At 70.2% G+C, this 23,351-nt stretch carries 20 protein-coding genes; 11 read left to right on the top strand and 9 right to left on the bottom strand.

All coding sequences use genetic code 11. The annotated features are described in order from the left end of the window. Positions 1-266: 266 nt before the first annotated feature. The 7 genes from KRR26_RS08195 (at position 267) to KRR26_RS08165 (ending at position 5,331) form a co-directional block, all read left to right on the top strand. Entirely contained in the window at positions 267-689 is a 423-nt protein-coding gene (locus tag KRR26_RS08195) for a PTS sugar transporter subunit IIA (protein ID WP_120205696.1), read from the top strand. 33 nt (positions 690-722) lie between these two features. Then, the gene (locus KRR26_RS08190; RefSeq protein WP_120205698.1) at positions 723-1,208 is read left to right on the top strand and encodes a PTS sugar transporter subunit IIB; all 486 of its coding nucleotides are present in this window, start codon (positions 723-725) and stop codon (positions 1,206-1,208) included. Between the two features lie 4 nt (positions 1,209-1,212). Continuing rightward, entirely contained in the window at positions 1,213-1,929 is a 717-nt protein-coding gene (locus tag KRR26_RS08185; protein ID WP_120205699.1) for a PTS sugar transporter subunit IIC, read from the top strand. Continuing rightward, positions 1,926-2,708, top strand: a complete 783-nt coding sequence (locus tag KRR26_RS08180; RefSeq protein ID WP_328707079.1) for a PTS system mannose/fructose/sorbose family transporter subunit IID — start codon at positions 1,926-1,928, stop codon at positions 2,706-2,708. Before KRR26_RS08185 ends, KRR26_RS08180 begins: the two co-directional genes overlap by 4 nt. 27 nt (positions 2,709-2,735) lie before the next feature. Continuing rightward, on the top strand, positions 2,736-3,014 hold the full coding sequence (locus KRR26_RS08175) for an HPr family phosphocarrier protein (protein WP_120205703.1): 279 nt from the start codon (positions 2,736-2,738) through the stop codon (positions 3,012-3,014). A 40-nt stretch (positions 3,015-3,054) separates the two neighbouring features. Further along, a complete protein-coding gene (gene ptsP / locus KRR26_RS08170; RefSeq protein WP_120205704.1) occupies positions 3,055-4,881 on the top strand; it encodes a phosphoenolpyruvate--protein phosphotransferase in 1,827 nt (608 codons plus the stop codon). A gap of 99 nt (positions 4,882-4,980) precedes the next feature. Beyond that, on the top strand, positions 4,981-5,331 hold the full coding sequence (locus KRR26_RS08165) for a hypothetical protein (RefSeq protein WP_147422943.1): 351 nt from the start codon (positions 4,981-4,983) through the stop codon (positions 5,329-5,331). A 6-nt stretch (positions 5,332-5,337) separates the two neighbouring features. Here KRR26_RS08165 and KRR26_RS08160 read toward each other — a convergent pair whose 3' ends face one another. From KRR26_RS08160 to KRR26_RS08135, 6 genes are all read right to left on the bottom strand, one after another. After that, positions 5,338-6,936 (bottom strand): hypothetical protein, encoded by a 1,599-nt coding sequence (locus tag KRR26_RS08160; protein ID WP_236068381.1) that lies wholly within the window; start codon positions 6,934-6,936, stop codon positions 5,338-5,340. Positions 6,937-7,047: 111 nt separating this feature from the next. Next, the gene (locus tag KRR26_RS08155; RefSeq protein WP_120205707.1) at positions 7,048-7,533 is read right to left on the bottom strand and encodes an MgtC/SapB family protein; all 486 of its coding nucleotides are present in this window, start codon (positions 7,531-7,533) and stop codon (positions 7,048-7,050) included. A gap of 11 nt (positions 7,534-7,544) precedes the next feature. After that, entirely contained in the window at positions 7,545-8,147 is a 603-nt protein-coding gene (locus KRR26_RS08150) for an MXAN_6521/LA_1396 family lipoprotein (protein WP_236068380.1), read from the bottom strand. A gap of 80 nt (positions 8,148-8,227) precedes the next feature. Further along, positions 8,228-10,876: an efflux RND transporter permease subunit gene (locus KRR26_RS08145; RefSeq protein ID WP_217079532.1), complete on the bottom strand. Its 2,649-nt coding sequence runs from the start codon at positions 10,874-10,876 to the stop codon at positions 8,228-8,230. Positions 10,877-10,995: 119 nt separating this feature from the next. Then, a complete protein-coding gene (locus tag KRR26_RS08140; RefSeq protein WP_217079531.1) occupies positions 10,996-13,158 on the bottom strand; it encodes a site-specific recombinase in 2,163 nt (720 codons plus the stop codon). A gap of 117 nt (positions 13,159-13,275) precedes the next feature. Further along, positions 13,276-13,866 carry an ABC transporter substrate-binding protein gene (locus tag KRR26_RS08135; protein ID WP_120205712.1) on the bottom strand — a complete coding sequence of 197 codons (591 nt, stop codon included), beginning with the start codon at positions 13,864-13,866 and terminating at the stop codon, positions 13,276-13,278. 230 nt (positions 13,867-14,096) lie between these two features. On the opposite strand from KRR26_RS08135, the gene metK reads away from it, so the two are divergent. Then, positions 14,097-15,275 carry a methionine adenosyltransferase gene (gene metK / locus KRR26_RS08130; protein WP_120205714.1) on the top strand — a complete coding sequence of 393 codons (1,179 nt, stop codon included), beginning with the start codon at positions 14,097-14,099 and terminating at the stop codon, positions 15,273-15,275. A 120-nt stretch (positions 15,276-15,395) separates the two neighbouring features. Here metK and KRR26_RS08125 read toward each other — a convergent pair whose 3' ends face one another. Then, complete coding sequence (locus KRR26_RS08125) at positions 15,396-16,694, bottom strand: hypothetical protein (protein WP_217079530.1); 1,299 nt, start codon at positions 16,692-16,694, stop codon at positions 15,396-15,398. 69 nt (positions 16,695-16,763) lie between these two features. Beyond that, on the bottom strand, positions 16,764-17,597 hold the full coding sequence (locus KRR26_RS08120; RefSeq protein ID WP_217079529.1) for a penicillin-binding transpeptidase domain-containing protein: 834 nt from the start codon (positions 17,595-17,597) through the stop codon (positions 16,764-16,766). A gap of 223 nt (positions 17,598-17,820) precedes the next feature. Between KRR26_RS08120 and KRR26_RS08115 the strand changes: the two genes are divergently transcribed. The 3 genes from KRR26_RS08115 to KRR26_RS08105 all read left to right on the top strand — a co-directional run bounded on the left by KRR26_RS08115 (position 17,821) and on the right by KRR26_RS08105 (position 22,646). Further along, on the top strand, positions 17,821-19,065 hold the full coding sequence (locus KRR26_RS08115) for a glycosyltransferase (protein WP_217079528.1): 1,245 nt from the start codon (positions 17,821-17,823) through the stop codon (positions 19,063-19,065). Positions 19,066-19,221: 156 nt separating this feature from the next. Next, on the top strand, positions 19,222-21,921 hold the full coding sequence (locus tag KRR26_RS08110) for a CHAT domain-containing protein (RefSeq protein WP_217079527.1): 2,700 nt from the start codon (positions 19,222-19,224) through the stop codon (positions 21,919-21,921). Positions 21,922-21,959: 38 nt separating this feature from the next. Further along, on the top strand, positions 21,960-22,646 hold the full coding sequence (locus KRR26_RS08105; protein WP_217079526.1) for a hypothetical protein: 687 nt from the start codon (positions 21,960-21,962) through the stop codon (positions 22,644-22,646). A gap of 176 nt (positions 22,647-22,822) precedes the next feature. Here the strand turns inward: KRR26_RS08105 and KRR26_RS08100 are convergent, their stop codons facing one another. Next, positions 22,823-23,293, bottom strand: coding sequence for a YchJ family protein (locus KRR26_RS08100; RefSeq protein WP_217079525.1), 471 nt, complete (start codon positions 23,291-23,293; stop codon positions 22,823-22,825). Positions 23,294-23,351: the final 58 nt, after the last annotated feature.

Below are 23,351 nucleotides of genomic sequence, written 5' to 3'. Positions count from 1 at the left end.
CGGGCGGGCGCGATCCGCAAGCATCTCGCAAGTCGCACGGGCATCAGACAGGATGGGGAGAGACACGCCCCGCTCCCCGTCCGGCAGGCGACATCCCGTCGCTTTCCCGGGCCTGAAAATCCAGGCATGGTGGGCAGGGCCGCCTTACCTTGGGACCAAGGGTCTGACTCAGGCACAAGGCTGAAGGCGGAAACTTTCGCCGGGGTTGCGCAATGCGGCGTTCAGGCGTAGGACGCAGCCTCCGGGGGGTTGGTCAGGAGTCGAACATGGTCGGCCTCGTCATCGCATCGCACGGGCGTCTCGCGGAGGAGCTGGTGGCCACCGCCGAACAGATCGTGGGCAAGCTGCCCGCGGTGGCAACCTGCAACATCGAGCCGGGCACGTCCGTCGAGGACCTGCGGGTGAAGATGAAGGAGGCGGTGCGCCGCGTGGACGAAGGGGACGGCGTCATCCTGATGGCCGACCTCTTCGGAGGTACGCCCTGCAAGGAGTCGCTGATGATGTGTCAGCGGATGAACCTGGAGGTGCTGGCAGGCGTCAACCTCCCCATGCTCCTCAAGGCCAACTCCCTTCGCTCCGAGCAGCTCTCCCTTCCGGAAATGGCCAACCAGCTGGCTTCCTACGGCCAGCGCAACATCACCTGTGCATCCGCCCTGCTTCGCGAGGCCCAACAGCAGCCGCGAACTTGACGGACCCACGCACGTGGGCGATTCGAGTCCGCTGTGATCACCCTGGTCCGCGTCGACAACCGCCTCATCCACGGTCAGGTCGTCGAGGCCTGGCTGCCCTACCTCAAGGTGTCCCGCGTGGTGGTGGCGGACGATGAGGCGGCCTCCAGTCCTCTGATCCGCGCGGCCATGGCGCTGGCCGTACAGAGCGCCATCGAGGTGCAGATCCTCCCCCTGTCGCAGGTGGACTTCGCGGCCCTGTCCCGGGACGGCGTGAAGACGCTCGTGCTCCTGCGGGACGTGGCGAGCGTGCCCCTGGCGTACGCGCACGGCCTGGCCCTGGAGGAGCTGAACCTGGGCAACGTGCACTTCGGCACCGGGCGGCGGCAGGTGTCGCCGTCGGTGTTCCTGGCGGAGGCGGAGCTTCAGACGCTCCAGCAGCTCTCCGAGCGCGGGGTTCGCGTGGAGGCCCGCGCCGTGCCGGTGGAGAAGCCGGTGGCGCTGCCAGACCTGACCGAGCGCTGGGCGAAGGCGGGGTGAGCCCGTGAGCGTGGGGTGGACCCAGGTCGCGCTCGCGGGGCTGTGGGGCGGCGTGGTGGCCGTGGAGCGCAAGGCCTTCCTCCAAGCCATGCTCGCGCGCCCGCTGGTGGCCGCCACCTTCATGGGCGGACTCCTGGGCGACGTGGCGAGCGGCCTCGCGGTGGGCATGCTCCTGGAGCTGTTCTACCTGGGCACCGCCAACCTGGGCGCCGCGCTCCCGGACAACGACACGCTGGTGGCCACGGGCACCTCCGCCGCGGCGGCCACGTTGACGCTGGCCACGGGCGCGGGCTCCACGCCGGCCATCTGGTCGCTCTCGGTGCTGGTGTTCATCGGCCTGGGGAGGGTGGGGCGGCGCATGGACCGGCTGATGGAGGGCTACTCGGCGCGGCTCGCGCGGGTGGCGCTGTCCTCGGCGGAGAAGGGCAACCTCCAGCGCGCGATGCGGCAGAACCTGTGGGGCATCTGGCCGCACTTCTTCCTCTACGGCTCGGTCACCGCCGCGTGCGCCCTGGCGGGCTTCTTCCTGGAGCCGCTCATGGTGGCGCTGCCCAACCGGCTGGTGCGCGGGCTGGCGTGGGCCTACCCGGCCATGGCCTCCGTGGCGGCGGCCATCGCGGCGCAGGGGAGCCACGCCAAGCGCGCGCCGCTGTACGCCGGGCTCGCGGCGGCGGTGGTGACGGCGGTCCTGGTGCTGCTCAACCGGCAGGGGCTGCCGTGAGCACTTCCGCGGCCACCGTGCGAGACGCCTCGTTGCCGGCGCACGTGCTGCTGCGGGTGTTCCTGCGCTCGCTCTTCCTCCAGGCCTCGTGGAACCCCAAGGGCATGCAGAACCTGGGGCTGGCCTACGCCGTCTATCCCGCGCTGGAGCGGCTGTACCCCGCTGGGCCCGCGCGCGAGGAGGCCGTGCGCCGCCACCTCGTCTTCTTCAACACGCACCCGTACGTGGCCGCGGCCATCGTGGGCGGCGTGGTGAACCACGAGCAGCGCATCGCCCGTGGCGAGGAGTCACCGGACCGGGTGGTGGCCTTCAAGGCGGCGCTGATGGGGCCGCTGGCCGCGCTGGGCGACGGCTTCTTCTGGCTGTCGCTCAAGCCCGCGGTGGGCGCGGTGTGCGCCACGCTGGTGCCGTTGTTGGGCGTGTGGGCGGTGGCCCTCTTCCTGGTGCTCTACAACCTGGTGCACGTGCTCTTGCGCGTGCGGTTGTACTGGCTGGGGCTGTTCCTGGGGGACCGGCTGGTGGAGGCGGTGGCCCGGGTGAACCTGCCCACCAAGGGCGCTCGGCTGCGCGCGGTGGCCGCCGCGAGCGCCGGTGGATTGGCGGCGTGGCTGGCGGTCAGCTTCGGCGCCGCGGCGGGAGGCGAGGGCGCGCCCTTCCTCGCGGCCGGGTGCCTGGCGCTCGGCATCGCCTCCTATGTGCTCGTCACCCGACGGGTGCCCAACTACGTGGTGCTCTATCTCGCCGCGGGGCTCGCGTGCGCGGCGGGCGCATTTCTCTAGAAAAGCAGAAGAGAGGTGGGAGTCTCGATGTCTACCGTGGCCGAAGGCACCTACGAGATCATCAATGCCCTGGGGCTGCACGCCCGGGCGGCGGCGCAGATGGTCAAGGTGGCCAACCGCTTCAAGAGCGACGTCACCATCGAGGCCCAGGGACAGCGGGCCAACGCCAAGTCCATCATGGGGGTCCTGATGCTGGCGGCCGCCCAGGGCACCCAGGTGAAGCTCACCTGTAAGGGCGAGGACGCTGGCCCGTGTCTCCAGGAACTGGCGAAGCTCATCGCCGATCGTTTTGGAGAGTCGAAATAACAGGAGAGAATGCGGTTCAACCCCCGGTGAAGAAGGATTCGTGAGCAGCCAGGCCACCCCCACGCTGAAGTTGACGGGCATCGGTGCCTCCCCCGGCATCGCGGTGGGGCACGCCTTCATCCTGGACCGCAAGCGCATCCGCACGCCCAAGCTCCGCCTCGCCGAGGCGGAGGTGGAGCCCGAGCGGATGCGGATGAAGACGGCCATCGACCTGTCGGACCGCCAGCTCGCCGAGCTGAAGGAACAAATCACGCGCACGGAGGGCAGCGACCACGCGCTCATCCTGGAGGCGCACCGGCTGATGCTCCACGACCCCATGCTCGTGGACGAGGTCAACCGGCTCATCGTCGAGGACCGCATCAACGCCGAGTGGGCGGTGCGGCGCACGGCGCGGAAAATCAAACACCTGTTCGACAACATCCCGGACGAGTACTTCCGGGAGCGCCGCTCGGACGTGGACTACGTGGCGGACCGCATCATCCGCAACCTCATGGGCCAGGTGGTGGACGAAGAGGTGGAGGTCCCCGCCGAGGCCATCGTCGTGGCGCATGACCTGTCGCCCGCGGACGCATCGCTCATGGCGCGCAGCGGGCGCGTGGCGGGCTTCGTCACCGACCTGGGCGGACAGACGAGCCACACGGCCATCGTCGCGAGAGCCCGCGAGACGCCCGCCGTGGTGGGCGCGGGCCGCGCCAGCGAGCAGATTTCTCCCGGCGACCTGGTGGCGCTGGATGGCATCCGCGGCCTGCTGCTGGTGAACCCCTCGGAGGATCAGCTCTCGTTGTTCCGCGAGGAGCAGCGGCGCTACCACGAGAGCGAGCAGCTCGCGCTGGCCACCAAGGACCTGCCGGCGGTGAGCACGGACCACTTCCGGATCCGGCTCAACGGCAACATGGAGTTCCTGGAGGAGATTCCGTCGCTCCTGGCGCACGGCGCGGAGGGCATTGGCCTGTACCGCACCGAGTTCATGTTCCTGGACCGGAAGACCGCGCCCACGGAAGAGGAGCACTACCGCGCCTACAAGCAGGTGCTGGAGGCGATGGGCGGCCGTCCCGTCACCATCCGCACGCTGGACCTGGGCGGCGACAAGGTCCCCGGCAAGACGAAGCACGAGAAGGAACCCAACCCGGCCATGGGCCTGCGGGCCATCCGCTACTGCCTGGCCAACCGCGAGCTGTTCCGCGTGCAGCTCCGCGCGCTCTTGCGCGCCAGCGTGCATGGGAACCTGCGCCTCATGTTCCCGCTCATCTGCGGCGTGAGCGAGCTGCGCGAGGCGCGCAGTGAGTTGGAGGCGTGTCGCACGGCGCTGGGCCGCGCGGGCGTGCCCGTGGGCAAGCGCTTCCCGGTGGGCATCATGGTGGAGACGCCGAGCGCCGCGGTCATCGCCGACCGGCTGGCACAGGAGGCGGACTTCTTCTCGGTGGGGACCAACGACCTCATCCAGTACTCCATGGCCATCGACCGGCAGAACCGCGAGGTCGCGTACCTCTACCGGCCGCTGCACCTGTCCGTGCTGCGCATGCTGCGCGACATCGTGGGCGCGGCGAAGGCCGCCAACATCCCCGTGTCCATGTGCGGCGAGATGGCCGGCGACCCGCTCTACGCGCTCGTGCTGTTGGCGCTCGGCTTCGACGAGCTGTCCATGACGTCCGGGCAGATTCCGGTGGTGAAGCGACTCTTGCGCCGGGCGGACCGCTCCGAGGCCCTCAGGCTGTTGGAGGGCGCCATGGAGTTGACCACCGCCGAGGAGATCGAGCGCTTCGTCCGCGCGGAGATGGAGCGCCGCTTCTCGGGCGGAGAGGAGCTGGTGCTGTCCTCGCCCGTCCACGCGCCCAAGCCGGAGTCCGAGTCCGAGCCGGTGTCCTGACGCCGACAAGGCGGGCCCCTGCCTCCCCGGCTGTCAGAGGGGGCCGCCTGCGCGTCGCCGCGTGGGATGGCCAAGCTTCCCGAGACGGGGGAGCGAGGCATGGCCAAGCCAGCGGACATCCGGACGGGCATGACGGTGCGGGACCGCGATGGCGAACGCCTGGGCGACATCGTCGCCGTGGACGCGCGAGGGATGACCTTGGAGGAAGGCGCCCCCTGTGGGCGGGAGCACCCCCTGCCATGGTCGGAGGTGACGGCCATCGACGGCGAGGATGTGTATCTGGGAAAGGACCTGGCGAGCCTGCCCCCCTCGCTGCCCGGCAACCTCAAGAGCCGCTGGGCGGACCGCCTCCACTGGCTGGGCTGGGGACGGCCTCGGCGCTTCGTCCATGAGCTGACGGGCGCGCTCAAGCGCGCCACGGGCTCGCCGTCGCCGCGCTCCGACACCTGAGGCGCTTCAGGACTCGGGCAGCCGCGCCACCACGATGGGGTCGCTGGGCGAGGGCCAGCCCAGCCCGGGGAAGTCCACGCGGAACAACTCCTGGGGCAGGGGCGGAGAGCCTCCCCAGTAGGGCCAGGTGCAGTGGATGAACTCGCTGGGGCGCCACATGGCGGGGTAGTCCGCCAGGTACTCCATGTGGCGCTCGCGCATGTAGGCCCACAGCGCGTGGCGCTTCAGCGCGCGGGCCGCGTCCTCGTTGACCACGCCGTCCAGGTTCACCACCGTCTGCGGCGTGACGTAGGCGATGATGCCCGCGTTGAACGCGCCCACCACGGCGTCCGCCGGCAGGCGCTCCACGAGGGCGAGGCCCGTGGCCAGCATCTCCGCCTGCCAGGGATAGCTGGGGACATCCCACTGGACGCGCAGGCGCTCCAGGTCCCGGCCCATCGTCAACGTCGTGGCTCCCAGGAGCAGCACACCCGCCAGCGAGGCTCGCGCCGCGCCCCCGCCCTGCCACAGCCGCGCGAGCGCCGCGGGAGCCAGGCACACGAGCAGCGCGCATGGGACGAAGTACCAGGGGCGCGGCAACCACCGCACGTAACCGTGGACGAAGTGCAGCGCCAGCAGCCCCGCCGCGAGCCCCACGAGCAGCGCGGCGGGCAGCGCCGAGTCCAGTGACGGCGAGCGCCGCGACACCGCGTGGCCCACCCCTGTCACGACGAGCCCGGCGGCGCAGAGCAGCAGGAGGTGGACCAGGGGCTCGCCCAGGAACACCTCGGTGGAGTCCAGCGCGCGGAGGAAGACGTCCCAGCCGTGCTCGTGTGCTTGGGCCGCGCTCGCCTCGGGGTGCAGGCGGCTCCAGTTGGCGTGGAAGAGCCACGGGACGGCCGTGGCGCTGCTCTGGAGGAAGGCGCCGGTGCGCACCCAGTTGAGCAGGCTCAGCGCGGCGACGCCGGCCCCCGCTCCACCCGCCACCACGGCCGCGTCTCGCCACCACGCGCGGCGCAGGAGCAGCACGCCGCACGCGGGCGCCAGGATGACCAGCGCATCCGAGCGCGCCAGCAGCGTGAGCACCAGCAGTCCCGCGAGCGCCATGGCGCGTGGGCGCGAAGGGGACTCGGTGTAGCGAAGCAGCCCCAGCACGCTGGCGGCCAGGAAGGCCAACGCGAGCGCCGTCTCCAGGCCGTTGAGCGACTCGCGCACCACCCAGGGGTTCACCGTCAGGCACGCCCCCGTCGCTACGGCGAGGTCCCACCGCTTCGTCCACTTCCACGTGATGCGCGCCACCAGCGTGGACGCCACGGCCATCAGCGCCGTGGCCAGCCACAGCGAGGCCACCACGGGCGCGGGACTGCCCGCCGGATGGAAGGCGAAGAGGGGGAGCAGCAGCCCCAGCCACAGCAGGTGCAACCCCGTGGCGGGCGCTGTTCCGTCGAACGTCACGCCCTGGCCCGCCCAGACGCGGTGGGCAATCTCGAAGTAGTAGAACGCGTCGTCGGGCAGTACGCCCGTCACGAGCGCGCCGAAGTGGGCGTGCAGCCAGTTCCAGCGCACCGCGGCCGAGAGCACGAACGCGCCCGCGCCCAGTGCCAGCCAGCGCCAGCCGTCTCGCATCCAGCCGAGTATCGCCAGTCCCCCCCGTCGCAACCCGCGCATCTGGCTCCTGCTCCGTGAACCCCGTGACGGGGCCGGAAGCTAGCAGGTGCAGGCGCACTGTCGGTGGAATCAGTCGTCGAAGGGGGGCATGGGCGTGCGCCCATGTTTGACGCGATAGCGGAGGATGGCGCGCTCCACCGGGCGCAGCGCGACGAGGGACAGCAGGGCCAGCCCCACGGTGCCGCCCGCCGCGGCATAGAAGCCCATGCCCGAGGTCATCCCCACCGAGGCCGTCAGCCACAGGTTCGCCGCGGTGGTGAGCCCCGTCACCGTGCCGCCCTGGCGCAGGATGACGCCCGCGCCCAGGAAGCCAATGCCCACCACCACCTGGCTGGCGATGCGGCTGATGTCCGTCTGGGTGCCCTCGGGCAGCACCCCTTCACCCAGGCGCACTTCGGTGAAGATGCTGGCGAGGGTGAAGCAGCACGAGCCGAGCGCGACAATCATGTGCGTGCGCAGCCCGGCGTTCTGGCCATTCACCTCGCGCTCGAAGCCCAGGATGCCCCCCAGCACCGTGGCCAGGGCCAGCCGGAAGACGATGGTGCGCGTATCCACGGCGGGGGAGGCTACTCCCCCAGGTCGATCTTCTCGTCCTTGTCCGCGTCCGTCAGTTCGGGATTGGGCAACGTCTCCAGCGTGGCCACCAAGAGCTTGTATGAGGGGACGACGTACGGCTCCACGCTCGGACCGAACTGCTGCACATACTGCTCGGTGCGCTCCACGTACTTCGCGTCCTTCGAGCCCCAGCTCCCCGCGGACTCCACGGCCCACACCTCCTGGCCATCCCGGCAGCGCAAGAGCTGCGCCTTCACCGCCGCCTCCACGCCGTCTCCCACGCGCTTCACCTGCGGGGACAGCCACAGCACGCCCTCGATGCCCTCGACGCACTGCTCGCGGAGGGCCGCGTCCGCGGGCTGGCCCGGCAGCGCCACGTTGCTCTTCACGAGGAAGTCGCGGTTCTGGTTCACCCACTGGCGCGCGATGAGGCTCCACAGCTCGCCCACCTCGGCCTTGTCGTCGGGCAGCGGCTGCGTCACCACCGCGAGCCGCTTCACCTGGAGCCGGTCCACCTGCGCGTAGTCGTCGCGCAGCCGCTGGCTCTTCACCGTGGAGGCACAGCCCGCCAGCACCAGCAGGCCCAGCGCGGGCCCCAGTCGCTTCATCATCATGATGTTCCCTCTCCCTCGGTCCCCGCGCGCCCGGTTGGCGAGCGCTTGGGGGCGTATCCGAATCCGTGATGGGGGCCGGCTCAGGCCGCGCGGGTCGCGGAGGAGTCACCGCCCGCGGCGGACCCCGCGTCCTTCGCGCGCGCCTCGTCACGCTGCCGCTTGTCATGCATGAGCTGCATCACCGCCGCGAGCACCGTGAAGGACACCAGCAGCGTGGTGATGAGGCCGATGCAGGCCACCATGCCCATGGAGCGCAGGCCCATGTGCCCGGCGACCAGCAGCGCCGCGAAGCCGGCCACCGCGGTGAGCGTGGACGAGGCCACCGCCGCGCCCACGCTGCGCAGCGCCACCAGGGGCGAGGTGCCCTCCAGGAAGCGGTGCAGCAGGTAGAGGCCGTGGCTCACGCCGAAGCCCAGCAGGATGGGGAGGATGATGATGTTCATGAAGTTCAGGCGCAGGTCCGCGAGCGCCATGAACCCCATCATCATGCCCAGGCCCACCGTCAGCGGGATGACGGACGCCAGCGCCAGCTTCGCGTTGCGGAAGTCGGCGAAGTGCATCACGAGGATCCACAGCGCGGTGAGGATGACCGTGAGCTTCGCGTCCTTGAGCACCATGCGCGCCAGGCTGGCGTAGAGCTGCGTGGCACCCGCGGCGCGGAACTCCTTCTCCACCGGCGCGCCCACCGGGCCGTTCGTGTACTTGCCCGGCGTCACCATCGCCTTGATGGAGCGCGTCTGGTCCGCGAACTGGAGCATCTGCTTGCCGTCCCACAGGTCCACGCTCGGGTAGATGAACGTGAGGTAGCCGTGGTTCTCCACCTTCGTGCTGGGCAGGTGGCGGAACTGCGTGGCGTAGATCTCCGGCACGCCGTTCACGTCGAACGGGCGCGCCTGGAGCATCTTCATGAACATGGCGGCCTTGTCCTGCGTCTCCGGCGGCAGCGCGGCGACGTCGATCTCCTTCAGCTCGTCCTGCCACTCCTGGAGAATCTTGGCGTTGGCCTGGGCGATCTCCGCCGGGGGCACGAAGGTGAAGAGGCTCATCACCTGCGCGATGGCCGGGCGCTTGGACGGGTCTCGTGTCAGCTCCTGGTACAGCGCCTCCGTCTCCGCCAGGTCCTTCGTGTAGATGGCGAGCGGATCGCTGGCGATCTTGAAGCGCAGGTTGATTTCATCCTGCAGCACCACGGACGGCTGGTTGACCGGCATCAGCGCGCGGGTGTTGTAGTTGAAGCCCACGCCGTGCGGCAGGCGCTCCCAGAAGGACATGCCGTCCTTCACCTCGCCCGCCTTCCACGGGAACGCGCACGCGCACACCACGGCGACGATGACGCAGCCCACCGCGAGCACCAGCCCCGGGCGCGGGATGCGCAGCTCGGCGCCGGACGCACTGTTGACCGGCGGCGGCGTCATCACGCCGATGAGCTTCTTGGGCAGCTCGGGGTTGCGGCGGCCCGCCATGGCGAGCAGCGCCGGGCACCACGAGAAGAGCGTGAAGCCCAGGAACAGGGTGCCGCAGCCAGCCAGGAAGCCGAACTGACTGAAGCCGCGGAACTCGCTGACCATCAGCACGAAGAACGAGCCTGCCACCACCACCGCGGACACCAGCGCCGGGCGTCCCGCGTTGATGACCGCGTCGCGGATGGCCACGTCGTACGGCTTGCCCGCGCCCAGCTCCAGCCGCGTGCGGAAGATGAAGTGGATGCCGTAGTCGATGCCGAACCCCATCAGGATGCCGCCCAGGATGGAGGTGATCATGTTCAGCTCGCCCACCATCAGGTACGTGAAGCCGAGCGTGTAGAGCGTGCCTGCCACCGTGCCGGTGACGACGATGAGCGTGGGCGCCCACTTGCGGAAGAACACGATGGTGATGCCGAAGATGGCCAGCAGCGCGATGATGGTCACCGGCTGCAGCGACTCCTCGATGGCGTACGAGTCATCCACCGCCGTCTTGTAGGAGCCCGTGAAGCCGTAGGCGACCGTCTTGGAGTCGCCCATCTTGGAATAGTCCTCCACGAGCTGCGTGCCGGCCGGGTTCGCCTGCGAGTACTCGGCCAGGTCCTTGCGCAGCTTCTCCACGTACGCCTTCGTCTGGCCAATCTGGTTGGTGTCCCACATCGGCTTGATGAGGAGCAGCAACAGCTTGCGGTCAGGCGAGATGTAGTAGTCGTCCGCGATGCTCTTGTTGCCGACGCTGGAGTACTTGGCGACGAGGTCCGTCAGGTCGAGCTTCACCGGCTCGGTCTTCTTGATCTCGATGTAGAAGGGGTTGTTGCGGCGCAGCTGATCCTTGAGGAAGGCCATGATGCGGCGCTTGCCCTCGGCCAGGTCCTCGGTCTTCACGAAGAGGACCATGTTCTGCTGCACGAACTCGACGGGAATCTTGTACGTGACCGAGCGCGCGTTCTGCTTGTCCGCGGCGATCTTCGCGGCCAGGTCGTCCGCGACGCGCTTGAGCGCGACCTCGTCGTCGCCGCGCAGGGCGACCATGAAGAAGCCGCTGCCGCCCACCATGTCGATGACGCGCTTGACGTCCTTCACCTCTTGGAGGTCCTGGGAGATGAGGTCGAGCTGGTTCGAGTTGATGGTGAGCTTCGAGGTGCCCCAGAGCGCCAGACCGAGCAGCAACAGCAGCACGGTCATCACGGTTCCGGGACGGTTGACCAGCAGCTCGGCGTAGGCGACGGCGAGTCGGGGCGGGGGATGCGAGGAAGGAGCGCTGCTCATGGCCGCGCGACCCTAGCGGCAAACGCCGCCGCCCGGAAGCCGAAGCCCCGTGCCTGTTTGCCCCCTGGGCGCGGGCCCGGCGAGCGGGCCCCTCCGGCCTGTCACCGGGAATACACGCCTCAGCGACCGCCGGGCTCCGGGGCCGGGACTTCGGGGGCTCCGGCCGGTGGGGCCGCCGCCGGCTCGTCCCGGGGCGGCAGGAGGAAGGCCCGAGGGTCCAGGAGGAAGTGGATGATGACCACCCGGACGAACCGCAGCGCCTCGCGGAGGGGTACGTCGCGGGCGCGCAGGGCCACGGCCAGGGCCAGGGCGAAGGACACGCCGAAGTTGAGCAGCCCGATGAAGCCAATGCCCAGCACCGCGGCGAGGAAGTCCGGCTCGAGCACGGCCTCGGGCCCCAGCGAGCACCCCGCGAAGGCCAGCGAGCCGAACGACAGCGTCACGTGCCGCACATCCAGCGGCACCCCGAAGAAGCCCGCCACCCCGGGCGCCACGGCGAGCAGCACGCCGAGCGTCACGCTGCCGCCCACGCCCGCCGCGTGGTGCATCAGCCCATCCGCCACCTTGCGCGCGCCCGACACGCCCAGGACCGCCCGGAGGACGCGGTGGTGCGCGAGCGCCTCTGGTATCTGGCGGTAGACGACGAAATTCTCCAGCCAGCCCGCGGCCACGCTGGACACCCACAGCAGCACGCCCGTGAAGGCCGCCCACAGCAGCGCGGCGCTGTGCCACGGGTGCAGCGACTCCACCACGTGCTGGGCCTTGTCCGCGGACAGCAGGGGGTGGCCCATCACGCGCTGGAATATCAACGCCATGGCCACGGCCACGGGCAGCACGCAGCCCAGGTTGCCCAGCGCCGCCGCGAGCTGGGAGCGGGTGATGCGCGGCACCAACTCGGCCAGTCGCTCCAGGCGGCCGTGCTCGTCGGTGTTCTCGCCCACCGCGCCGGCCAGCGTGGCCGCCGTCATGGAGGGCTGCTTGGTGGCGAGGGTGAAGCCCAGGAACTGCATCACCACGAAGCTTCCGGCGTAGTTGAGCGCCGCGAAGAAGCCCGCGAAGAAGGGCGCCAGGGACAGGCTGCCCAGGAAGAACTTCATCGCCGCGGTGCCCGCGGTCAGCAGGCCGCCGCCCGCGGCCGAGTGCACCATGCCGTGGAACTCGGCGCGCGTGCCGGTGATGTAGTGCTCACCCGAGTGCCCGGCGCGCTCGATGATCTTCCGCGCCAGCAGGCGCACGTTGCGCCGCACCAGCGCCCGCACGGAGCGGTCCGCGTGCGCATGGCCGAGCAGGTTGGACAAGAGCGCCAGGCCCTCGCGCCAGCGGGCCTCGCCTCGGGGCGCGCCCAGCACCCGCGCGATGGCCTCCATCCGGTCCAGGCCGCGGCGGATGCGCTCCAGGCGATACACCAGGTCCACGCTGACGCCCGCGTCCTCCAGGTGCCGAGACACGGTGGCCACCACCTGCCGGCAGTCCGCCACGCTCGTGGCCACCTCGCGCAGCGTGTCCGGTGCGCCGTCGCGCGCGAGCACCGCGTCGCAGACCAACCGCAGCCGCAGGAAGGGCGAGGCGCGGAAGGCCACCTCCAGGCTGCGGTCCCGCACGTCCTCGGCCAGCCCCTGCGCCGCGGTCTGCACCGCGAGGAACAGCAGCGCGTCCATCAGGTCCGCGCGCACGCGGGCGCCCGGCACCACATCCGGCGGCACGGGCTCGCCCACCAGGGCGGACAGGCGCGCGAGCAGCACGGGAGACAACGCCGCCAGCCACTTCGAGTCCTCCGGCACCGGGAAGACGCGCAGCAGCAGCTCCGACAACTGCCCGGGCGCGGGCGGCGCGGGCAGCACGCGCCGCGCGATGCGGTCGCTGACCTCGGAGAAGAACCCATCGCCCGCGGGCAGGCCCACCTGCGCGAAGAGCTTCAGTCCGCGGCTGCCGGCGCACACTCCGGACACCAGCCGGGTGAGGTGCGCGCGCATCGCGCCCTCGCCCTCCAGCACGCGCACCAACAGGGCCAGCCGCGAGTCCGCCGCGGAACCCCCGGGCTCATCGGCGTCCACCAGCCCCTGGGCGGGGATGCGGTCGCGCAGCCAGTGCACCCAGCGCTCCACCCACGCGAGCCGGGCCTCCAGCCCCTCGGCCGGAATGTCCTCCAACAGACGGAACAGGTCGCGCACCGCGGGGTGACCCGGGGCGCGGGGCGCGTACTGAACGGCGAAGGCATCCACCTCGCGCTCGGAGGGCGCGGAGCGGGCCGGCGGCTTCTGGACGGTGGAGGGGACGGACATTCGCCAGGCGCTCGGAGTGAGGAGGGAGGCGGAGAGTACCCGCCTCGCGCAGCCCTCGGAACCTCGATGATGACCGGGAGCCTGGCTGCCCGGTCACTCGGCACGACGCTCGCTGGATTACTTCACCTGCACCGAAGCGAGCTCCTGGTTCTTCTTGCGCATGGCGCCCAGCAGCGCGTCCCAGCCGCCCTCCTTCATGAGCGGGCGGACCTGATCATCCCGGATGCCCTTGAGCATGGAGTCGCCGAGCACTTCCACGTCCACGACCTTCCAGGTCGTGCCGTCCTTGGCCATGGTGTACTTCAGCTTCATCTCCTGCTTCTTCAGTGGGTGATTGATGAAGATGGTGGAGCCCAGCTTCGCCTCGGCGCCGTTCACGTCAGGCGCGTCGTAGGTGATGGAGGCCAGGTTCTTGAAGTTCTCGCGGACCTTGGGGAAGGCCATCTTCGCGAAGAGGGTGTGGAAGAGCTGCAGGAACTCGGTGCGCTGGGCCTTGGTCGCCTTGTCCCAGTCCTCGCCGAGCAGATAGCGGCCCTGCTGCTCGCCCCCGAAGTTCTCCAGCGCCTTCAGGTCCTTCTCGTAGCGGACCGACTGCACCACCGTCTTCACGGGCTTGACCACCGCCTCGTTGGCGGCCGGCGCGGCGAGCGCAGGCAAAGCGAAGGTGAGGGCGGCCAACAGGGAGAAGGTGCGGAAGCGTGCGTTCATACGATTCGTTTTCCTCGGGATAGCGGCGGGTTCCTGTTAGCCCAGGGAAACGGTCGGCGCAGGACAAAATTCAGCGTCAGACCCCGCGTGTAGTGTCGCCGGATGTTCGCCTGCTCGCAGGGCACATCCGCCGAATGTCGCGCCCCACTTGCGGGTTTGACTCTGCTAGGACCGCACGTTTACTGTCCGACCCGCGCACAGTCGTAGAAAAGCGCAAGCTCCGAGAAGACATGCCTACCGACTTCCTGTTCACGTCTGAATCCGTCACCGAGGGCCACCCGGACAAGATCGCCGACCAGATCTCCGACGGGGTGCTCGACGCCATTCTCGCCAAGGACCCCCAGGGCCGAGTCGCCGTGGAGACGCTCGTGAAGACGGGCCTCGCCATTGTCGCGGGTGAGGTGACGACGAACTGTTACGTGGACATTCCGAAGATCGTCCGCGCGACCATCACGCGCATCGGCTACACGGACAGCTCGATGGGCTACGACGGCAACACCTGCGGTGTCATGGTGGCCATCGAGGGCCAGAGCCAGGACATCGCGCGCGGCGTGGACAACAAGAAGGAGCAGGGCGCCGGCGACCAGGGAATGATGTTCGGCTTCGCGTGCGACGAGACGCCGGAGCTGATGCCCGCCCCCATCCACTACGCCCACGCGCTGACGCGCCGGCTGGCGGATGTGCGCCGCAAGAACCACGACTGGATCCGTCCGGACGGCAAGAGCCAGGTGACGGTGGAGTACCGCAACGGTCGTCCGGTGCGCATCGACGCGGTGGTCGTCTCCACGCAGCACTCGGATGACGTCTCCAACAAGAAGATCCAGGAGGCCATCCGCGAGGACGTCATCATCAAGGCGCTCCCCAAGAAGTTGATCGACAACAAGACGAAGTTCTTCATCAACCCGACGGGCCGGTTCGTCATCGGCGGTCCCATGGGCGACTCGGGCGTGACGGGCCGGAAGATCATCGTCGACACCTACGGCGGCATGGGCCGTCACGGTGGTGGCGCGTTCAGCGGCAAGGACCCGTCGAAGGTGGACCGGTCGGCCGCGTACATGGGCCGCTACATCGCCAAGAACGTGGTGGCCGCCGGCCTGGCGCGCCGCTGCGAGGTGCAGGTCTCCTACGCCATTGGCGTGGCGGAGCCGGTCAGCGTGATGGTGGAGACGTTCGGCACCGCCGCGGTTCCCGAGGAGCGCATCGCGAAGGCCGTGCGTCAGGTCTTCGGCCTGAAGCCGCGCGAGATCACCGAGCACCTGGACCTGCTGCGGCCCATCTACCAGAAGACCGCCGCGTACGGTCACTTCGGCCGGACCGACAAGGAGTTCACCTGGGAGCGCACCGACAAGAAGGACGCGCTGCGTGACGCGGCCGGTGGCGCGGCGTCTTCCCGGCTGAAGGCGGTCTGACTCACTCGGCGGCGCGGGCCTTGGGTCCGCGCACCCCGCTTCGCTGAAGCCCGCGCGCTCGCTCCTGGAAAGGGGCGGGCGCGTGGTGCTTTCAGCGGCCTAAGCGCGAGGCCGCGCCGCTCAGGGCTTGGGCGGAGTGGGCGGCGCGGGCAGCCCCGCGGCGGTGAGCGGGAGGTTCTCCCCGGGGGGGATGGGGATGTCATTCCATTCCGGTTCGTCGTCGTTCGGCATGGTGGGATAGCGGGCGAGCCCCTTCAGGGCGATGAGCCTGCCGAAGGTGGTGGCGTCGTTCGGCTTCACCATGCTGGTGCCCGTCACGACGGGCTGCTTCGTGCCCACGGCGTCCGAGTCCGAGAACACGACGGTGAACGGCAGGGACCAGTTGTCCTTCAGTTCGGGGACGAGTCCGAGGTGCGCGGGGGCCAGGTCGATGAGGAAGTCATCGCCTTCCAGCGTCACGTGAGGCAGCGGCTCGGTGAAGTGTGCCGGGAAGAGCCAGCGGACCACGGGCTCACCCTTCGCGGTGCGCGCCACGGCGAGCTGGCGATTCGCGGGGGTCTCGGGCGCGGGGTTCATCGGCGACCACCACAGCTCCAGATGATCCACGCCGAGCAGCTCCTTGTCCGCCATCTTGGCGTGGGCGGGGAGCAGCACGTCGTCGGTGACGTGGATGCGCAGGCGCACGCGACTCGGTTCCTCGAGGAACAGCGCGTCCACCTGCACATGGGCAAGCTGCTCATGACGAGGAGGCCAGTTCTTCGGGACGCGAATGAGCAGGTTGTACGTGGACGCGTGCGTGCGCGCGGGCGTGGCGAGCACTGGAATCAATCCCCCGCGGCGATCCCGGATGGTCGACGGCACTGCGATGTCTGAATGGTCCCGGGTCAGGCATTGGTACCAACTCGATTGCGAGAAGCTCAGCTCCGCCCAGTTCTCGCCTTGTGAGGTGAAGGACAGGCTGTGGCCGCACTCCGCGAGGGCGTTGCGGACGTCGTGGCTGTGCCCGCGCGAGAGCGTGACGAGCTTGCCCTCGCGAAACGCGACGCTGCCCGTCGCGGAGCCCGAATCTCCGGGCAGCTTCACGACGAACTCGAGCCGGCTGGGCGGTGGACCCGGGGGCAAGAGCTTGGGGGCCGGGCACGGCTCCTCGGACCCCTCGGCCTGGTGGAGGCTCCAGAGGACGCCGGGGTCCTGCTCGACGACGAAGAGGGCGTCATGGCCGCCCTTGGCGGTCGTGTGGCAGAGCCACGCGACGTGCTCCAGCTCGGGGTCTTCATCGAGTTGGTAGTCGCTGATCCAAGTCACCGTGAAGGCTCGGTCGCGAGCGTAGGTCTCCACCTGCTCCACGAACGTCGGCGGAGCGGCGCCCGCGGGCGAGGCGAGCAGGACGACGGATGCGAGGAGGAGTCCGGTGCGCATCGGGGGCCTCGGGCAGCGGGTGAGGGCTCCGGCGAGCGCAAGGGGCGCGCTCGGAGCGGGCACAGGATGTCACAACAGGCCCTGGGCGCGCAGGGACGCGATGGCGGCGGCCAGCGCGGGATGGGGCGAGGGAAGCGGGCCCGCGGGCGTCTGGACCTCGCTGACGAAAACGAACGCGCCGTGCCGCGTGGCCACGTGGCCTACCAGCCATGTCACGTTGCCCTCGGGGCGCAGCGCGGAGCCCGTCTTTGCGCTGAGCACCGAGCCGTCCTTCCAAGGACCCGCGAGGTCGATGTCGTCTCGCACGTGAGCCACGCTGTCCGCGCGCTGCACGAGCATGCCTTGCACCGTCCTCAACGTCTGGGCGCTGACCGGGAGCTGGCCTCGGTACATGCGCGCCAGGAAGGCGAGCTGCTCCTCGGGAGAGATGCGCAGCGGGCCGTTGAGCCAGAACTTCGTGATGTCGCCCGACGCGTCCTCATTGCCGTAGTGGAAGCGCTTCAGCCACGCCTCCTCGCGCTCGCGGCCGAGCTTTGTGGCCAGACGCTGGAAGACCCACAACGCGGAGCGGCGCATGGCCGTGTCGAGCGTCTGGTCCTGGTTCCACGCCTCGAAAGAGCGTTTCGTGCCGTCCCACGGGAAGACCTCGTCGGGCGTGGCGACGCCCGACTCCAGGGCGATGAGCGCGTGCGGGACCTTGAAGGTGGAGGCCGGCGTCAGGCGCTCGCGGCAGCGCGCCGCATCGTTGAAGGTCACCTCGCCCGTCTCCAGGCTCATCAGCCCGAAGCAGCCGGGATGGTTCGTGGCGAGGCGCAAGGGCGCGGGGCGGCCGGTGGCGCACGCGGTGCTCGCGAGGACACCGAGGAGGAGGCATCCCAAGAGCTGAAGCGGGTGCTGCGACATGCGAGAGACTCCTGTCGTGAAGGGCGTGAGGCGCGGGTCGCGAAGCAAGGCATGCGCCAGCGGTGGACGGCCGACGCCGGGGCGAAGCGTGGCTCGGGTGACGCGGTGGAGTGGTCTGCGGGCCACACCTCTCACGGGTCCTGCTCGGTCCATCTGTGCGCGAGGTGGCGTTTCGCGAAGGGCGCGGTGGCGGCGTCCCATCTCCGAACGCAGTGATGGGCCCATGACGAGCTCCACCGTGCATCGCCTGGTCCAGGTCGCCGACTATGAGCGCTACGTCGGCGCCGAGACCGTGGAGCGCATCCTGCGCAAGGCGCGCCCGCTCCAAGACCTGCGCGTGGCGCACGTCAACTCCACGTACTACGGCGGCGGCGTGGCGGAGCTGCTCTCTCCGCTCACGCTGCTGATGAACAGCGTGGGGCTCGTGACCGAGTGGCGCGCCATCCAAGGCCCGCCGGACTTCTTCAACATCACGAAGAAGATGCACAACGCGCTACAGGGGGCGTGCATCGACCTGACGCCGCGCAAGCGCCGCATCTACGAAGAGGTCGTCTACGAGAACGCCGTGCGCAACCGGCTGGACCATGACCGCGTCGTGATTCATGACCCGCAGCCGTTGCCCATCGTGCACCACAGCCGCAAGCGAGGCCCGTGGGTGTGGCGCTGTCACGTGGACATGACCCGGCCCGACCCCGCGCTGTGGTCCTATCTCAAGTCGTTCCTGGGGGCCTACGACGCCGCCGTGCTCAGCATCCCCGAGTACGAGCAGGACCTCCCCATCCCCCAGCGATTCTTCCTGCCCGCCATTGATCCGTTCTCCATCAAGAACCGCGAGCTGACGGACAAGGAGATCGACGAGCGCCTCGCGTACCACTGCATCCCCACGGACCTGCCCCTGGTGGTGCAGGTGTCTCGCTTCGACCGCTGGAAGGACCCTGAAGGCGTGGTGGCCGCGTACAAGCTCGCGCGTGAGCAGGTGCCCTGCACGCTGGTGCTCCTGGGCAACATGGCCGCGGATGACCCCGAGGGACAGGAGGTCTACGGCCACCTGCACCGGCACCGCTCGGACCGCATCCTCCTGCTCAGCCGCGAGGACACCGCGCTGGTGAACGCGCTCCAGCGGCGCGCGGCCGTGGTGGTGCAGAAGTCCCTGCGTGAGGGCTTTGGCCTCACGGTGACCGAGGCGATGTGGAAGGGCACGCCCGTCATCGGCGGCAACGTGGGCGGCATCCGCCATCAGCTCCAGGATGGCCACAACGGCTTCCTGGTGGACTCGGTGGAGCAGTGCGCCGCGCGCATCGTGCAACTGCTGCGGGACCCGGCGCTGCGAGACCGCATGGGCCAGCGGGCGCGCGAGACCGTGCGCGAGCGCTTCCTGCTCACCCGTTACCTGGAGCAGTACCTGGACCTCTTCAACGGCTTCGAGGCGCGCTTCCACCTGCGCCCCACGGCCGCGTCTCCGCGCTGAGCTTCCGCCCGCATATCGCCACCACGGGAGAACCTTCGTAGCGTCCCCGGGAAGATCGCTCAGCCCCTCCGTTGAGGAGGCAGGGACTGCGGCATCGGCCAGGGGACTGACGTGTCAGCGAACAAGGCTCGCAAGGCAGTGTGGCGTTGGGCGCCGATGGGGCTGGTCCTGATGCTCGCGGTGGGCGCGGGACTCGTCCGGTGGGGACGCGCGGCGAGGGAGCACGAGGCGCGGGTCGGCGCCGCAGTGTGGCGAGCGGAGGCCGCCACGCGGCTCATCGAGGCGCGTGTGAGCCTCGCGGCGGCGGATGCCTACCGTCCCTATGGTCCGATGCGCGCGGAGCATACCCCGGTGGCGCCGCTCCCGCTCCAGGCGCTGGCCCGACTGGAGTCGCAGGGCGACATGCACGGACTGGCCGCGGCCTATCTCGTGCGCGGCGACGCGGCGCTGGCGGCTCCCTATCTGGAGAAAGCGGAGGCCTCGCCGGATGTGGACTGCGACCGGGCGCTGCTCGCGCTGGACCGCAGAGACCTGACCCGGGCGCTCACGCTGCTGGACGGTGTGCTGCGAGCCCATCCGCGCCACGCGCAGGCCCTGTGGAATCGAGGGCTCGTGCTGCGCGAACTGGAGCTGTGGGCCTCGGCCGCCGAGAGCTTCGAGGCGGTGGCGGCCCTGGGCGAGACGGGCTGGTCGCAGGAGGCCCGCGCTCTCGCCCAGGCGCTGCGCGAGCGATTGGCCTCCGAGCGCGAGGGCTGGAATCGAGGGATGGCCGCGGGCAAGGCGCTGGTGGCGGGGACGGGGACGGTCCCCACGGGGGAGCTGCGCGCCCATCCTGGATTCATGCGCATGTATCTCTACGAGGCCATCCGCGCGGCGGGCTCCATCGAGCGGCTGCGGAGCCTCGCGCCGATGGCGGAGGCATTGGACGCGCGCTTTGGTGGCACGGCGCTGGGTGACGCGCTTCGCTGGGCAGAGGCGCGGGACTTCCGCGTGCGCGCGCCGCTGGCCGAGCGCTACCGGGAGCTGGCCCTCAAGCGCCCCGTGCCGGGGGGCATGCCCGCGTTCCTGGCGGAGCTGCGGCGCGCGGGGGAGCGGGACCTCCTCATGGGGGCGCTCGTCACGAATGGCGAGGTCGCGGCGAACTTGGAGGAGTACGCGTCGCTCGCGCGCGACCTTGGCGACCCGTGGTTCGTGTTGCTCGCGGAGCAGGAGCGCGCGGCGGCCAGCTCGGACCGGGGCTTGTTGCTCCAAGCGGAGCAGGTGCTGCGCGGCGCGGTGGCGACCTGCAAGGCCCAGCCGCTCGGCTATCGCTGCGGCCCCATCTACTCCGCGCTCGCTGAGCTGTATCGCCAGTTCCACCGCGTGCCCGAGGCCATCCAGGCGGTCGAGTCCGCGCAGGCGGCGTACCGGAGCGATGGCTCGTGGAGCGAGGTGCGCTACCTCATGCAGCTCGGTCAGCTCGCGCGGTTCCAGAAGAACGCGGCGCTGGCGGTGGCGTATCTGGGCGAGGTGCTCCTGCGCCGGCCAGAGGACTGCGCCACGCGGCAGTTCGTTCGAGCGAATGACGCGTACGCGCTGTTGCGCGAGCTGGATGTGAAGGGGGCCCGCGCGAGCATGGGCGAGGCGCTCTCCTGTCCGGGGCCGCTGTCGCTCGTGGGCGCGGACACGCTGGCGGACCTGGCGCGACTGAGTCCCGACGCGGAGCAGGACGCGCGGCTCGTGGCGGGGCTGGAGGCGAGACTCCAGGACGCGAAGCTGCCGCCCGGGCAGCGGGTGCTCGCGCGCTACATCCAGGGGAACTATCTCGTCGGGAAGGACCGCGCCCAGGGTGAGGCGCTCTTGCGGCGCGCGGTGGACGAGGCGCGCCAGTTGCCCGACTACAACGTGGAGGCTCGCAAGGCTCGCGCCTACAGCCAGGCGGCGCTCCTCTACGCGGCGGGGCGCGCGGGGGACTTCGCGCGGGCCGAGGCCCTCTTCGGTGAGGAGCTGGGCGCCTCGCTCCCGGGGCGCTGCTCACTGGCGATCAGCGCGGACCTGGAGCGCACGCTCGTGGTCATGCGCGGGCCCGATGGGAGTCTGCGCGGGGACTTCGATGCCTCGCGCACAGCGCCGCTGGGCGAGGAGGTGCGGGGGCTGGTGCCGACGGCGCTGGTGGATGCGCTGCGCCCCTGTGAGCGCGTGGAGGTGGTCGCACGGCCGCCGCTTCATGGTCGCGCCGGCCTGCTGCCCGAGGACATCGCGTGGGCCTACTACGGCGCGCATCCCGCCGTGAGCGCGAGCCCGGCCGGTGGTGTGCGGCGGCTGGTGGTGGCGAACGTGGAGGCGCCGCCGGAGTTGGGGCTGCCTCCCCTGGGCATCTGGCGGTCCTCGGCGCAGGACGTGACGCTGTTGTCCGGCGCGGAGGCCACGCCCGGTCACGTGCTGGAGTCCATGGCGGACGCGACAGAGATCGAGATTCACGCGCACGGGCTGGTGAACCCGAGCCTGTCGGAAGCGTCGCTGCTGGTGCTCTCACCCGAGCCGGGCGGGCATTACGCGCTGACGGCTGGCGAGGTGCGCGCGGCGCGGCTGCGCGGGCAGCCGTTGGTCATCCTCGGGGCGTGTCGCGCGGCGCGCTCGGCGCCGTGGATGTATGAGCGCTTCAGCTTGCCCACGGCGTTCATCGAGGCGGGTGCGCGCACGGTGCTCGCCGCGACGGTGGACGTACCGGACGCGGAGGCGGCGCCGTTCTTCGACGCGGTTCGTGGGCGCATCGAGGACGGCCGGCCCGCCGCCATCGCCTTGCGCGACACCCGCCTGGAGTGGATGGCGCATGCGCCGTCGACCTGGGCTCGGTCGGTGCTTGTCTTTGATTGAGCTGTCGTTGGCGGTTTCGTGACGGGAGGGGAGACATCATGAGGAAGCTGCTGTGGGGAGTGGTGTTGTGCGGCTGGCTGGGGAGCGGGTGCGCGCTGTTCGAGAACCGCCCCGGGGAGAACGAGGGCTCGCGCCCTGCCGAGAACACGTGCGCGGATCCGGGCAGGGCTCCGAGCCCCCCCGTCCTGCGGAGCCTGCGTGAGACTCCCACGCTGCCGCTCGCGTCCACCACCCAGGTCGTGATGGGGTACTGCCCCACGACGGGCGCGTACATCGCGCTGGGCGTCGACGCGAACCACCGCGCCTTCACGTTCTACGTGGGGGGCGGCACCTCGACGCGCAACGTGTTCACCTCGCAGGTCCACGCGTCCGGGGTGCCGCTCGTGACGTACACGCGGATTCTCACGGTCAAGCCGCGGCCGTCGATGACCCTGACGCCGCCCGTGCTCTTCGACCCGTGTGCCCAGTCCCTGCTCCAGGACGTGCCGGGCACGGCGAACGCGAAGCCCAGCGCTCCGGTGGCGGGCGGCGCGGACGCGGGTACGTCGGGAACAGGCGGAACCTGCGCGGCGCCGGGCACGCACTGCGAGATTGGCGATGAGCCGCCGAAGGATCCCGACAATCCGAACAGCTGGTGGAACGGTCGTCAGCGGGGGGCCTTCCAGGAGCTGGCCTGGGGCGCTGCCAAGGCGCTCAACACGGTGAGCGTCCGCGCGGACCAATGAGGGAGAAAAGGGTGCTGCCCGAGTGAAGAAGCCACCTTTGGGGTGACCTTTTCAGGGTCGGACGGACTCGAACCGTTCTCGCTTTTAAGGGCGATTGCCAGGGCGTGTAGGGCCTCTTCGGCCGGGCAGCTCGCTCCTTCACGAGCCGGCGGGAGAATCCTGACGGCGGCCTTCCGCTATTTGGGGAAGGTCGCCAGGGTGAGCGATTCCGGGGGCACGGGAAGCTCGCGCGGGAGCTTCCCCACGCCCGACACGTATCGCCACCCGGTGCCGTCATGGCGGAAGTCGGAGCGCTCCACGAAGGAGCGGTCCTTGCCCCTCTCGAACACCTTCGCGAAGAACAGCACGCGGGCCACGCCCGAGGCGTCCGGGGCTTGGCGGTCCATGACCACCAGCCCGGGGTACTGATGCGCCGCGGCGGAGGCGCGCAGCTCGCGGAGGGCCTCGGCCTCCGGGCGCGCGCGGTCCGGGTGGTCCGGGTGCAGGGTCTTCCAGAGGTAGGCCACCTCCCGGAGCGCGAAGGCGCTGTAGCGGCTGCGCATGAGGTGCTCGGCGTCGGGGGGCTCGGCCTCGCCCCGGTGGTAGGGCGCGCAACACTGGCGATAGCGGAGGCCGGAGGAGCAGGGACACTGGGGCGCGGGAGGCATGGGCGCCGGTGAGCCTACCTGTCCTGTCCTCTTGCCGGGGCGTTGAGTACCGGACCTC

The sequence above is a fragment of the Citreicoccus inhibens genome (assembly GCF_019039035.1).
In the GTDB taxonomy this organism is placed as follows: domain Bacteria; phylum Myxococcota; class Myxococcia; order Myxococcales; family Myxococcaceae; genus Citreicoccus; species Citreicoccus inhibens.
Note: the sequence above shows the minus strand (reverse complement) of the source record. Positions and strands in the feature narration are given on the sequence as shown.